Annotated in this window: 13 protein-coding genes; 7 read left to right on the top strand and 6 right to left on the bottom strand. The window is 49.0% G+C overall.

The annotated features are described in order from the left end of the window. Positions 1–7: 7 nt before the first annotated feature. The 3 genes from ACOTZF_RS10550 to ACOTZF_RS10540 form a co-directional block, all read right to left on the bottom strand. On the bottom strand, positions 8–673 hold the full coding sequence (locus tag ACOTZF_RS10550; protein ID WP_013096626.1) for a MarC family NAAT transporter: 666 nt from the start codon (positions 671–673) through the stop codon (positions 8–10). Between the two features lie 83 nt (positions 674–756). Beyond that, positions 757–1,839: an anaerobic sulfatase maturase gene (locus ACOTZF_RS10545; protein ID WP_129317612.1), complete on the bottom strand. Its 1,083-nt coding sequence runs from the start codon at positions 1,837–1,839 to the stop codon at positions 757–759. Between the two features lie 93 nt (positions 1,840–1,932). Beyond that, positions 1,933–3,342 (bottom strand): aryl-sulfate sulfotransferase, encoded by a 1,410-nt coding sequence (locus ACOTZF_RS10540; protein ID WP_129251675.1) that lies wholly within the window; start codon positions 3,340–3,342, stop codon positions 1,933–1,935. 447 nt (positions 3,343–3,789) lie between these two features. On the opposite strand from ACOTZF_RS10540, the gene ACOTZF_RS10535 reads away from it, so the two are divergent. From ACOTZF_RS10535 to marB, 6 genes are all read left to right on the top strand, one after another. Next, entirely contained in the window at positions 3,790–5,133 is a 1,344-nt protein-coding gene (locus ACOTZF_RS10535; protein WP_129251674.1) for a PTS sugar transporter subunit IIC, read from the top strand. A gap of 23 nt (positions 5,134–5,156) precedes the next feature. Continuing rightward, the gene (locus tag ACOTZF_RS10530; protein ID WP_038980660.1) at positions 5,157–5,480 is read left to right on the top strand and encodes a PTS sugar transporter subunit IIB; all 324 of its coding nucleotides are present in this window, start codon (positions 5,157–5,159) and stop codon (positions 5,478–5,480) included. 9 nt (positions 5,481–5,489) lie between these two features. Beyond that, on the top strand, positions 5,490–6,986 hold the full coding sequence (locus ACOTZF_RS10525; protein ID WP_129251673.1) for a sulfatase: 1,497 nt from the start codon (positions 5,490–5,492) through the stop codon (positions 6,984–6,986). A 160-nt stretch (positions 6,987–7,146) separates the two neighbouring features. Then, on the top strand, positions 7,147–7,581 hold the full coding sequence (gene marR, locus ACOTZF_RS10520) for a multiple antibiotic resistance transcriptional regulator MarR (RefSeq protein ID WP_129317611.1): 435 nt from the start codon (positions 7,147–7,149) through the stop codon (positions 7,579–7,581). A gap of 20 nt (positions 7,582–7,601) precedes the next feature. Beyond that, positions 7,602–7,982, top strand: a complete 381-nt coding sequence (gene marA, locus ACOTZF_RS10515) for an MDR efflux pump AcrAB transcriptional activator MarA (RefSeq protein WP_008502237.1) — start codon at positions 7,602–7,604, stop codon at positions 7,980–7,982. Between the two features lie 32 nt (positions 7,983–8,014). Continuing rightward, the gene (gene marB / locus ACOTZF_RS10510; RefSeq protein WP_013096628.1) at positions 8,015–8,233 is read left to right on the top strand and encodes a multiple antibiotic resistance protein MarB; all 219 of its coding nucleotides are present in this window, start codon (positions 8,015–8,017) and stop codon (positions 8,231–8,233) included. A gap of 37 nt (positions 8,234–8,270) precedes the next feature. On the opposite strand, the gene eamA is transcribed toward marB, so the two are convergent. Then, positions 8,271–9,170: an O-acetylserine/cysteine exporter gene (gene eamA, locus ACOTZF_RS10505; RefSeq protein WP_013096629.1), complete on the bottom strand. Its 900-nt coding sequence runs from the start codon at positions 9,168–9,170 to the stop codon at positions 8,271–8,273. Between the two features lie 194 nt (positions 9,171–9,364). On the opposite strand from eamA, the gene ydeE reads away from it, so the two are divergent. Continuing rightward, complete coding sequence (gene ydeE, locus ACOTZF_RS10500; protein WP_048972147.1) at positions 9,365–10,582, top strand: efflux MFS transporter YdeE; 1,218 nt, start codon at positions 9,365–9,367, stop codon at positions 10,580–10,582. A 46-nt stretch (positions 10,583–10,628) separates the two neighbouring features. On the opposite strand, the gene zinT is transcribed toward ydeE, so the two are convergent. Together zinT and urtE are read right to left on the bottom strand one after the other, a co-directional pair. Beyond that, positions 10,629–11,267, bottom strand: coding sequence for a metal-binding protein ZinT (zinT, locus tag ACOTZF_RS10495; RefSeq protein WP_129251671.1), 639 nt, complete (start codon positions 11,265–11,267; stop codon positions 10,629–10,631). A 53-nt stretch (positions 11,268–11,320) separates the two neighbouring features. Next, entirely contained in the window at positions 11,321–12,019 is a 699-nt protein-coding gene (gene urtE / locus ACOTZF_RS10490) for an urea ABC transporter ATP-binding subunit UrtE (RefSeq protein ID WP_129251670.1), read from the bottom strand. Between the last annotated feature and the right edge of the window lies 1 nt (position 12,020).

Genomic DNA, 12,020 nt, shown 5'->3' with positions numbered 1-12,020 from the left:
AATGACCTCAGTGGTAAGTCTTAATAATCTCCAGCACGCCGTTAATAATAAACTGCACGCCCATACATACCAGCAAGAACCCCATCAGACGGGAAATCGCCTCGATACCGCCTTTGCCGACCCAGCGCATAATTGCCCCGGAACTGCGCAATGATGCCCACACAATAATGCCGATCAGTGCAAATATCAGCGGTGGCGCAACGGTCACAACCCAATCCGGAAACGTAGTGCCGTCACGTACCGTTGAGGCAGAACTGATGATCATCGCAATGGTCCCTGGCCCTGCCGTGCTCGGCATGGCTAGCGGTACAAAGGCGATATTCGCACTCGGTTCGGTCTCCAGCTCTTCGGATTTGCTCTTCGCTTCAGGCGATTCATGCGCTTTTTGCGCCGGAAACAGCATGCGGAAACCGATAAAGGCCACAATCAGCCCCCCGGCGATACGCAGACCCGGGATGGAGATCCCGAAGGTATTCATCACCAGCTGACCGGCGTAGTAAGCCACCATCATGATGGCGAACACATACACTGAGGCCATCATCGACTGATGATTGCGCTCTGCGCTGTTCATATTCCCTGCCAGCCCGAGGAAAAGCGCTACCGTCGTTAACGGGTTGGCCAACGGCAGTAATACCACCAGCCCAAGACCAATTGCTTTTATCAAATCCAACATAGTGCGTCGTTGTCCTTATCCTTTTTCAACTCCAGAATTATAGGGTGAAACGACGCGTTTCAGCCATCAGCACATCGTAAGGATTATTGTCGCTTCAGATGGCGCATTAGCTCTGAGGGTGAGCGTTGCTGTTGGATCAAATTGCGCATCGCCTGCATATAAGGGGCTGAATAACGGAAAAAATCCTGATAACCGCTGCATAGCACGCTTTTCCCCTCCTCGCGATGCCGTGGGCAGTCACCGTGACAAAAAGCACGCACCGAACAACGATGACATTCTTCTGCCAGGGTGGTTAACTTTTGTCTGCCAAAAGCGACAGCATCCTTATCGCTATTGAGCGCAGACAGCGGCTTACGATGAATATTGCCCAACAAATGGGCAGGTTCAACAAAGTGATCGCACTGGTAAACATCGCCATTCGCTTCCAGAGCAAAAGCATGTCCACACGTTTGTGAAAGTGCACACAGCTGGGATGGATACCCTCTCCAGACTCCCAGTGTTGAATCAAAGAGTTGTACAAAAACCTGGCCAATATCTTCCTGAACCCAGATATCAAAAACCCGCTTCAAAAAATGCCCCCATTCAGGGCCGAAAATGGCCTGCGGGTTCTCTTTATCAACCAGTGGAATAAACTGGAGAAACGGCGTCCCCAGACTGCGCAAGAATCTATACACCCGCTCCGGGTGTCGACAGTTACATCGATTGACCACGGTCAGAATATTGAATGAAACACGGTGGCAACGCAGCCTTTTGATTGCCGCCATCACCTTATGATACGTCCCTCTACCCTGACGGTTTACCCGCAACGCATTATGTAAATCCTCAGGTCCATCCAGCGAGATTCCCACCAGCCAGTGATGCTGCTGAAAGAAACGACACCAGTTATCGGTAAGCAACATCCCATTGGTTTGAAAGGCATTTGTAATACGTTTGCCGTCGCCATGACGTCGCTGTAATTCCACCACCAAGCGAAAGAAATCCAGACCACACAGGGTTGGCTCCCCTCCCTGCCAGGCAAAATGAACATCTGGCCCGGTCTGTGCATTGATGTACTGTTTAATAAAGCATTCTAACGTCGCTTCACTCATTACTGGACGCGGTGGTTTAGCAATATAAAAGCAATACTGACAATCAAGATTACAACGTGAGCTGGCTGGTTTGGTCATAACCTGACATCCCAACATTTAACGACTCCCTGTAAAATGTTATGCATTTTAAAAGGCTTACCCCATGCACAGGCATGGGTAAGCCTGCGACACTCAGATAAGCGAGCATAATTCTTCGTGGCTAAATATCCTGCCACGATAGCCTAAACCTGTATCAATGTTATAAATCGAAACGCCGGTATTGTTATCCGTATCAAAAACAAAAAATGACTGCTCAGCACCAAAATAAACGTTGTAGTAATCATTACCGGTATCGAAAACAGAAGATGTTAATTCGCTGCGTTGCCCCTCAAATGAGAATTGGTCTAATCTTTGAACGCTAAATTCGTTTAGATCAACTGCAAAAACAGTAGGCAGAGAATCGAGTGCCGCAGAGGTGTAGGTAACGGGCTCTGATTCAATGATTCTGACCAGTTCATTGCCTTGCTCATCAGCACATGAGTTATTGTTGAACATGGAAATTACGAACTTATTTTCTCCTCGAAAAGCCTCATATTTCTTATTAGCTGTCAAAAACACAGCGTGTTCTCCATTTGTGTATTTAAACTGTTCTTCATTAATGACCTTGAGGTTAATTTCGCTATCGAGGACCGGAAAGGCGGGGTTATCGATAATCCATTCGGGATCGCCCGACTCAATATTAAGTCCCAGTATCGTACAACTTGAACGAGAATTAACAATCAACTGATTAGTTTCAGGAACATATTCAAGGCTATTAAAATGAACATCGTTGGTGTCTGTATTATCGAGCACCGTCGCTCCGGCAAACACCTTAGAATAATCTCGTTGCCAGAGTAATGTACCACTGGCAAGGTCATATTTAAATATTATAGACTCTAGCTTATGCTCATCATCCCAGTTATCCAGAATTGACCCAAGGATAAAGAGATTACCCTTGTTATCCGTCGTGATATCATGATGGAAGCCATAACCTTCAGGGGCAACAAGCGTCTGAGTTATTTTTCCCGCAAGATTAATGCGATACAGATTAGGCGCAAATGCATGCTTATCAGGATCATATGTTTCACTGGCGCGCGCAGACCAGAGCGAACCATCAATGATTTTTAAATTTCCATACATCCAGGGAAACAATCCTGTAATACGCAAATCGCCATTAATATCATAGCCATTCCAGGAACTTGTAACAAACCAGCCCGAACCCAGAGTATTTTTCGCCATTACCTCATCAAAAATATTTACCGTCAGTTTCAGCGGAACATTACCATAATCCATTTCGCTTGTATCAATCGTTAACGAGACCGTTTCGCTCTCTCCCGTTTCGGTAGTGACCGTTAATTTCACATTGTTAATATAGTCTGCATATAAACCGACAATGATAATTTCAGGTGAAACGTGATATTCTTCATTGCTGTAGCTAAAATCTGCATTAGCCGTTTTTCCAAAAACAGTATAGTTATAGCGAACAGCAGTTGAAATATCGGTCCTCAGTAATGCACTCAGCATATTTTGCCCATAAGGGTTTACTATTATCTCATATTCCATGACTGTTAACTCCTTATCACATTAAATAATAAAAAATGAATATGTACCCTATACCGCTACATTAGGAGATGTTGTGAGCAAACACGCAAAAAAGAACACATTTAAATGCACAATAACCAAGCCATTAAACATACAACAACCATATGTTTCAGCCGCTTTTATGATCGTTATCAATTGATTTTTGATATGTGAAAACCACTATAAATTCGCGCGTACAATAAAATTTAAACAACAAATCTCATGCGCTGATTAATAATCACAAAAAATATACTCATTATTTTTGCAAATTAAATCACATAAAATCAAAAACGATCTTCAAATGAGTTTTTATGATTACTAGAGTGATTATGTTTTCATCGGATGAGTGTCGCGGGTTTCAAAAGTGGCTGCTCTGCAAAATAATATTTTTAACGTGTATCGCCTTGCGCAGATTGAGCAGACGATATAATGGAGGCTAACCCGACTATGTTTTCAGACGTGATTAACGTAATACAATCTTTTCTCACTGAACCTGCTATTTTGATCGGGCTCCTTGTGGGTCTCGGCTATATTTTAGATAAAAAACCGCCGATCAAAATCATTACCGGCATGATCAGTGCCATGGTGGGGTTGATGATGGTGCTTTTTGGCGGGTTTCAGTTTTCAGCAACGTTTAAACCCGTCGCAGAAGCCGTGAGTCAATCGTATGGCATTCATGGCTATTTAATGGATTCCTATGCCATGAAAGCGGCAACCCAAATTGCCCTTGGGGATAATTTTGGCTTTGTGGGGTATGTTTTCGTACTGGCTTTTTTTACAAACCTTCTTCTCGTTTTATTTGGCCGTTACACCCATGTTAAGGGGATATTCTTAACCGGAAATACCGGGGTTTCACACTCTCAGGCGGTACTCTGGCTTATCGTATTTTGGCTCGGTCTGGGCTGGGTCCCCTCCATCATTATCGCTGGTGTGTTGACGGGTTTGTTCTGGGCTTTTGCGACGACCCTGATTGTGAAACCGGTGGCAAAAATAACTAACAATGCCGGTTTTACCATTGCCCACAACCAGATGCTTGGTATTTGGTTTTTCTCGTTATTTGCGCATAAGTTTGGCGATCCAGAAAAACATGACGCCGAGAATCTCAAACTTCCGGGCTGGCTGGCTATTTTTAACCATAACGTGACTGCAATTGCGATTGTCATGACCCTTTTTGTTGGCGGTTTCCTGCTGTCAACGGGTATTGAAAACGTACAGATCATGGCGAAAGGTAAACCCTGGTATATTTATATTATCAACCTTGGCCTTCAGTTCTCTATGTATATGGTGATCCTGCTGCAAGGCGTGAGAATGATGGTCGGTGAGATCAATGCCTCCTTTAAAGGTTGGCAGGATCGTTTTATACCGAATGCAATCCCCGCCGTGGATGTTGCTGCATTGCTTCCTTTCTCTCCGAATGCTGCAACATTGGGTTTTATATTTTGTACCTTTGGCACAATTTTCGCGATGGGCGTTTTGCTGTTCACGCAGAGTCCCATCATGGTACTACCGGGTTTTGTTCCGCTATTTTTCTCAGGCGGCCCTATTGGTGTATTAGCAAACCGCATGGGGGGATACCGCTCCGTAATAATCAGCACCTTCCTGCTTGGCATAATTCAGACATTTGGCACCGTATGGGCTATTCCGCTGACGGGTTTAGCAGCGGAAGGCGTTGGCTGGACAGGTATTTTCGACTGGGCAACCTTATGGCCAGCTATCTGTGAAATTCTGAAATATATCGCACTCACATTCAACCTTGGCCCCTATGCGGCCTAACCCCCTCCTGAAAGGACGTGTATATGAAAAGTAAAATCAACATTCTGTTCGTGTGTGGCTATGGCGTTGGCAGTAGTGTCATGTTGCAAATCGTCGTTAAAAAAGCTCTGGCTAACTGTCATTTTGAATACGAAATGAAACATACAGCGGCGGGTGAGGTCGGCGGCTATGCAGAATGGGCAGATATTTATGCTATTTCTAAAAAACTGGTGGATGTTGTAAGTCTTGATCCATCAGAAGGCCAATATCTTATTCCGATTGAAAATATTATGGATGGTGAAACCATAGGTAAACAAATTACCGAAGTCATTGAAAAGCACTTTCCCCATCTCATCAAGGCCAGTTAAAGGATCAACATGAAAGCGATCATTCTGCTTTTCGATAGTCTTAACAAACATTATCTTCCCCCTTATGGCGATCCGGTAACCCAGGCACCTAATTTTCAGCGTCTGGCTGAGCACTGCGCAATGTTCAACAACAGCTACGTTGGCAGTATGCCCTGTATGCCTGCTCGCCGTGAGTTGCATACCGGACGTTATAATTTTCTCCACCGGGAGTGGGGACCGCTGGAGCCCTTTGACGATTCTCTGCCTGAACTGCTTAAAGAAGCGGGAATTTATACACACTTAATCAGCGATCATCTTCATTACTGGGAAGACGGTGGCGGTAACTATCACAATCGTTACAGCTCATGGGAGATTGTTCGCGGTCAGGAAGGCGATCACTGGAAAGGCTGTGTCGGCGACCCCGCCATACCTGACGTTTTGCGCGTTCCTCAGAAACAGACCGGCGGTGGTGTTTCAGGCCTGTGGCGTCACGACTGGGCTAATCGGGAGTATATTCAGCAGGAAGCAGATTTCCCGCAAACACGGGTCTTTGATGCGGGCTGCGATTTCATCGAGAAAAACCAACATCAGGATAACTGGTTACTTCAAATCGAAACCTTCGATCCTCACGAACCGTTTCATAGCCCCGATGAGTACCTGGCACTTTATCAGGATGAATGGACTGGTCCGCATTACGACTGGCCGCGGGGTAAAGTTGAGGAGAGTCCAGAAGCCGTTCAGCATATCAGATGCCAGTACCGTGCCCTGCTTTCTATGTGCGACCGCAACCTGGGGCGCCTGCTTGATATGATGGATAAATGCGATCTCTGGCATGACACACTGTTGATTGTGGGTACCGATCACGGTTTCCTGCTGGGAGAACACGGCTGGTGGGCGAAGAATCAGATGCCGTATTATAACGAAGTGGCAAACAATCCTCTGTTTATCTGGGATCCACGCATCCGGCAACAGGCCGTTGAACGCGATGCGCTGGTACAAATGATCGACTGGGCACCCACTGTGCTGGATTATTTCAATCTCCCCATCCCTGAAGATATGCAGGGTTTACCTCTTGCAGAGACAGTCGATACTGATAAACCAGTACGAGAAGCCGCGTTGTTTGGCGTCTTTAGCGGTCATGTGAACGTAACTGATGGCCGCTATGTGTATATGCGAGCGGCCGTGCCTGGCCTGGAAGATCGAATTGCCAACTACACCCTGATGCCAGCTAAGATGAACACCCGTTACAATATAGAAGAACTCAGGCACCTTTCTCTTGCCGCCCCCTTCAGCTTCACGAAGGGATTGCAAACGCTGCGGATCCCGGCAAAAGAAAAATACAAAGGTGTTAACCAAAGCGGAAATTTGTTGTTCGATCTACAGACCGACCCGCAGCAAGAGTCACCCCTGGACGATCCCACGACGGAAGCGCGAATGATAGCCTTGCTCATTCGTCTGCTTATTGAAAACGACGCGCCTGCTGAGCAGTTTGAGCGGCTTGGTCTACCCTATCCTGCAGATGTATAACCTCCCTCGTTGACTGGCATCCAGGGGTGTCAGTCAACTCCTCCGCAACATGAATGAAACGTTTTAGCAATTCGTGGCATCCGCAGATCCATTCAGTTGACTTATACTTGCCTGAGCAATAATATCTGCCGTGATTAAACTACTTGCCAGGGCAACCATTGTGAAAAGCACCAATGATATCTTCAACGACGTTGTTCCGCTGGGTCGTCTTATTCATCTGGTTAATCAGAAAAAAGACCGCCTGCTGAATGACTATCTGTCGCCGCTGGATATCACCGCAACGCAGTTTAAAGTGCTGTGCTCCATTCGCTGCCAGGTGTGTATCACCCCGGTTGAGTTAAAAAAGGTGCTCTCTGTCGATCTGGGCGCGCTGACCCGCATGCTGGATCGTCTCGTCTGTAAAGGATGGATAGAACGAAGCCCTAACCCGAATGACAAGCGCGGCGTCCTGGTGACACTCACCAGCGACGGTGCGGATATGTGTGAACAATGTCATCAATTAGTAGGACAAACACTGCATCAGGAACTAACAAAAAACTTAACGGCAGAGGAAGTGGCAACGCTTGAGCTTTTGCTTAAGAAAATACTGCCGTAAACAGAAAAAGAGGTATGACGATGTCCAGACGCAATACTGACGCTATCACTATTCATAGCATTTTGGACTGGATCGAAGATAACCTGGAATCGCCGCTCTCCCTTGAAAAAGTGTCAGAGCGTTCAGGTTACTCCAAATGGCACCTGCAACGGATGTTTAAAAAAGAGACCGGTCATTCATTAGGTCAATATATTCGCAGCCGCAAGCTGACGGAAATTGCCCAAAAACTGAAAGAAAGTAATGAACCGATCCTTTATCTGGCGGAGCGATACGGGTTTGAATCGCAACAGACCCTGACGCGTACGTTTAAGAACTACTTCGACGTGCCGCCTCATAAGTATCGTATCACCAGCGTGCCGGGTGAATCCCGATACCTTTATCCGCTAAAACATTGTAGTTAATCATCGCCTGTAAAGACGTAACCGAGGAAATCATGAACGTTACCGCCTCCGCCGCCCTCGCCTTGCTGGTGCTCTTTTCCAGCCAGACCTTCGCGGAGCAACCCCCTCGTGCAACGCAGCAAAATAATCATGACACGATGATTTTGCCGTCAGCACATAGCCAGTCCCCTTATGATTTCAACCACATGGGGTCTGGTAGCGACAAATCCGACGAATTAGGCGTGCCTTATTATAATCAGCACGGCTTCTGATTCGTTTTGCCCCGCCGATGCGGGGCTTTTTTCTGCCCTAATTCCGCACTCGCGCCGCCCGACGCACGCGTAAGCCAAACACGTTGATATACAGCCCGGCCATGATCAGCACCGCGCCGAGCAGCTGTAATGCACTAAGCTTTTCGTCCAGCAAAATTGCAGCGCTCGCCAGCCCGACAACCGGCACCAGCAGCGATAACGGCGCCACGCGCCAGGTTTCGTAGCGCCCCAGCAGAGAACCCCAGATCCCGTACCCGATAATGGTGGCGACAAACGCCAGGTAGACCAGTGAAAGAATAGTGGTGAGATCGATCTCAACCAGACTCGTCAGCATCACCGCCGGGCCATCAAAAATCAGCGAGGCCACCATAAACGGCACAATCGGGATCAGCGCGCTCCAGACCACCAGCGACATGACCTGCGGGCGTGTTTCATGCTGCATGATCAGCTTGTTGAAAATATTGCCGCAGGCCCAGCTCAACCCCGCTGCCAGCGTCAGCATAAAGCCCAGCAACGCCACGTGCTGGCCGTTCAGGCTGGCCTCAATCAGCACCAGCACGCCAAACACGGCCAGAGTGATCCCCGCCAGCTGTTTGCCCTGTAAACGCTCGCCAAAAACAAACGCACCAAGAATGATGGTGAAGAACGCCTGCGCCTGCAGCACCAGCGAGGCAAGACCGGCAGGCATACCAAACTTAATGGCGCAGAACAGAAACGCAAACTGGCCAAAGCTGATGGTCAGGCCATAACCCAGCAGCAGCGTTAGCGGGATTTTCGGGCGGGCAACAAAAAACAGTGCCGGGAAGGCGACCAGCATAAAGCGCAAACCGGCCAACATCAGCGGGGGCATGTTATGCAATCCCACTTTGATGACCACAAAATTAAGTCCCCATACGATGACCACCAGCAGTGCCAGCAATCCGTCTTTACGCGTCATACCCTGCCCCTGAATTATTAATAATTTGTTAACACTTCAAGGTAACAGAAAAAAGTGCGTCGCGAGAAGATCATTAATTCTGGCAGGCAGTTGAAGCACTTACGGATAAATTGGGCGCTATACAAGCCTCTTATGTCGTGATACTCCTTTTAGGACACACTATAAAAAAGCATAAGCATTTGTCGGGCAGGAATATGAAACCATCTCTCAGGCGCTCAACCGCAGCGCTGCTGGCATCGTCATTGTTATTAACCATCGGTCGTGGCGCTACGCTGCCGTTTATGACTATTTATCTCACGCGCGTGTTTAACATGAGCGTCGAGAATATTGGTTATGCCCTGACCATTGCCTTGACCATCGGCGTGGTATTCAGCCTGGGATTTGGCATTCTGGCCGATAAGTTCGATAAAAAGCGCTACATGCTGATCGCGATTGTGGCGTTTATCGCCGGTTTTGTGGCGATCCCGCTGGTCAATAACGTCACCCTGGTGGTGCTGTTCTTTTCGTTAATCAACTGTGCCTATTCTGTGTTCTCGACGGTGCTGAAAGCCTGGTTCTCCGACGTGCTGACCTCCAGTGAAAAAGCCCGCGTTTTTTCGCTGAACTACAGTTTTTTGAACATCGGCTGGACGATCGGGCCGCCTCTTGGCACGTTTCTGGTGATGTACAGCCTGCAGCTGCCGTTCTGGCTGGCCGCGTTCTGTGCCGCTCTGCCGCTGGGGTTTATCCACTTCTTTGTGCAAAAAAGCATTGCGTTAGATGCCGCGGAGCAGAAGACAACGTGGCAGCCGTCTGTTTTGCTGAAAGACCGCGCGCTGTTCTGGTATACGCTCTCTGGCCTGCTCGCGTCATACGTCGGCGGGTCGTTCGCGAGCTGTATTTCGCAGTATGTTCTGGCTGCACATGCAGACAGTGATTTCGCCGAAAAGGTGGTCGCCGTGGTTCTGCCCGTCAATGCCGCAGTGGTGGTGACGCTGCAGTACGCACTCGGACGCAAAATCTCTGCCAGTAATATTCGCCCGTTGATGACAGCCGCCACCCTGTTTTTTATCGTGGGGTTGGGTGGCTTTATGATCTCCGGAGAAAACCTGATTTACTGGGGCATCGCCGCCGCCATCTTTACGCTGGGTGAGATTATTTATGCACCGGGTGAATATATGCTGATCGACAACATCGCCCCGCCGGGTATGAAAGCAAGCTACTTCTCCGCTCAGGCGCTGGGCTGGCTCGGCGCGGCGGCCAACCCGATGATCACCGGCATCATCCTGACCCATTTGCCGCACTGGTCGCTGTTTATGATTATGATGGCGGCTATCGTCATTGCCTGGCTGATGATCCTGCGTGGAATGAGCGTGAAGCGTGAAGATTGCGTGTCGGGTAGCGCTGCGCTTACCCGACCTACAAAACCCTGATCGCAGGCCGGGTAAGGCGTAGCCGCCACCCGGCAACAGCAACAGCCTAGTGGTGCAGCATCTCCTCCACCACCTGCTCTTTGTACATCTCGTTTGGATAATAGGTCGGCCAGTTATCCATCTCTTTCAGCAGTGCCTCGTGGGAGGTATTGCCCATAAAGATGTGGAAGTGGGATGAGGCTTTTGGCGCAATGGTGTGGTCGCTGAACTGAACAAACTTCGGTGCCTTGCTGCCCGCGTCCTTACACTCAAACAGATAGCGAACACCTTTTTTGCCTGACGCGTAGGTCAGAATTTTGTACCCGCTGTAATCATACTGACAGCGGCTGACCTCTTTACCTTTATGGAATTCCATGACGTTATTTTCGATGCCGATAGCCTCCACATCGGTGGCGTACCCCGTGCGGTAATAGGCTTTGATCTCGTCGAACGTTTTATTGTCCTTCTGCGCCTTCTTTCTGAAGACCGGATCCAGCGAGCCATCCAGCAGGAAGGGATAAACGGACTGCCAGGTGCCGTCCCAGTCCGACAGTTTCCGATCCTTAACGTCTTTGTCCGCAAACACGCCGTTTGCCGCCTTTTGCTCCGCTTCGGCCATCTGGTGACCGTGTGAGTGGGCAAACAGCTGGCCGCTGACCAGCAGCGCCCCCAGAGTCATCGCAAATTTTCCAATATGTGCAGCCACAACAGTATCCTCACTCCGTTTTTATAAGAATGAAGATGTTATATTATAACATTTCAGATCGCAACCTGTCCGCGAACGCCCTCCTGCTCCATGTTTTCTCCCCGTCCTCGCTGGATAATGGTGCCGCGAGACATGAGCAGATAGCTGTCTGCCAGCGCTGCCGCAAAGTCATAAAACTGCTCCACAAGCAGGATCGCCATGTCCCCCCGGTCTGCAAGCTGGCGGATCACGTGGCCAATCTCTTTAATCACCGAGGGCTGAATGCCTTCGGTGGGTTCATCGAGGATCAGCAACTGCGGACGGCTCGCCAGGGCGCGACCTATCGCCAGCTGCTGCTGTTGTCCGCCAGAGAGATCGCCTCCGCGTCGATGCTTCATCTCTTTTAATACCGGGAAAAGCTGCCAGATTTCCTCCGGGACATGTTTTGCTTCGCGGGCTGAGAAGCGCGAGAGCCCCATGAGCAGATTCTCTTCCACGGTTAAGCGCGGGAAAATCTCACGTCCCTGCGGTACATACGCCACGCCAGACTGCACCCGCTGGTGCGGCTTGCTGTGGGTGATCTTTTTCCCCAGCCAGATAACCTCACCCGTTTTCGCCGGGATCAGCCCCATCAGACACTTCAGCAGCGTGGTTTTACCCACGCCATTGCGCCCCAGCAGGCAGGTCACTTCGCCGGTGATGGCCTCAAAGCTCACGCCGCGCAGAATATGGCTTCCACCGTAGTATTGATTCAGTTCGTTAACCTGTAACATC

Origin of the sequence: Enterobacter cloacae complex sp. SHL021 (genome assembly GCF_049237765.1) — a bacterium.
In the GTDB taxonomy this organism is placed as follows: Bacteria; Pseudomonadota; Gammaproteobacteria; order Enterobacterales; family Enterobacteriaceae; genus Enterobacter; species Enterobacter cloacae.
This window is presented reverse-complemented; position numbering and strand designations above follow the sequence as displayed.

Coding starts and splice junctions, on each gene's coding strand:
- marA (WP_008502237.1), top strand. CDS start 7,602: ATGTCCAGACGCAATACTGACGCTATCACTATTCATAGCATTTTGGAC.
- ACOTZF_RS10540 (WP_129251675.1), bottom strand. CDS start 3,342: ATGGAATATGAGATAATAGTAAACCCTTATGGGCAAAATATGCTGAGT.
- urtE (WP_129251670.1), bottom strand. CDS start 12,019: ATGTTACAGGTTAACGAACTGAATCAATACTACGGTGGAAGCCATATT.
- ACOTZF_RS10545 (WP_129317612.1), bottom strand. CDS start 1,839: ATGACCAAACCAGCCAGCTCACGTTGTAATCTTGATTGTCAGTATTGC.
- ACOTZF_RS10535 (WP_129251674.1), top strand. CDS start 3,790: ATGGAGGCTAACCCGACTATGTTTTCAGACGTGATTAACGTAATACAA.
- ACOTZF_RS10525 (WP_129251673.1), top strand. CDS start 5,490: ATGAAAGCGATCATTCTGCTTTTCGATAGTCTTAACAAACATTATCTT.
- ACOTZF_RS10530 (WP_038980660.1), top strand. CDS start 5,157: ATGAAAAGTAAAATCAACATTCTGTTCGTGTGTGGCTATGGCGTTGGC.
- ACOTZF_RS10550 (WP_013096626.1), bottom strand. CDS start 673: ATGTTGGATTTGATAAAAGCAATTGGTCTTGGGCTGGTGGTATTACTG.
- eamA (WP_013096629.1), bottom strand. CDS start 9,170: ATGACGCGTAAAGACGGATTGCTGGCACTGCTGGTGGTCATCGTATGG.
- ydeE (WP_048972147.1), top strand. CDS start 9,365: ATGAAACCATCTCTCAGGCGCTCAACCGCAGCGCTGCTGGCATCGTCA.
- marB (WP_013096628.1), top strand. CDS start 8,015: ATGAACGTTACCGCCTCCGCCGCCCTCGCCTTGCTGGTGCTCTTTTCC.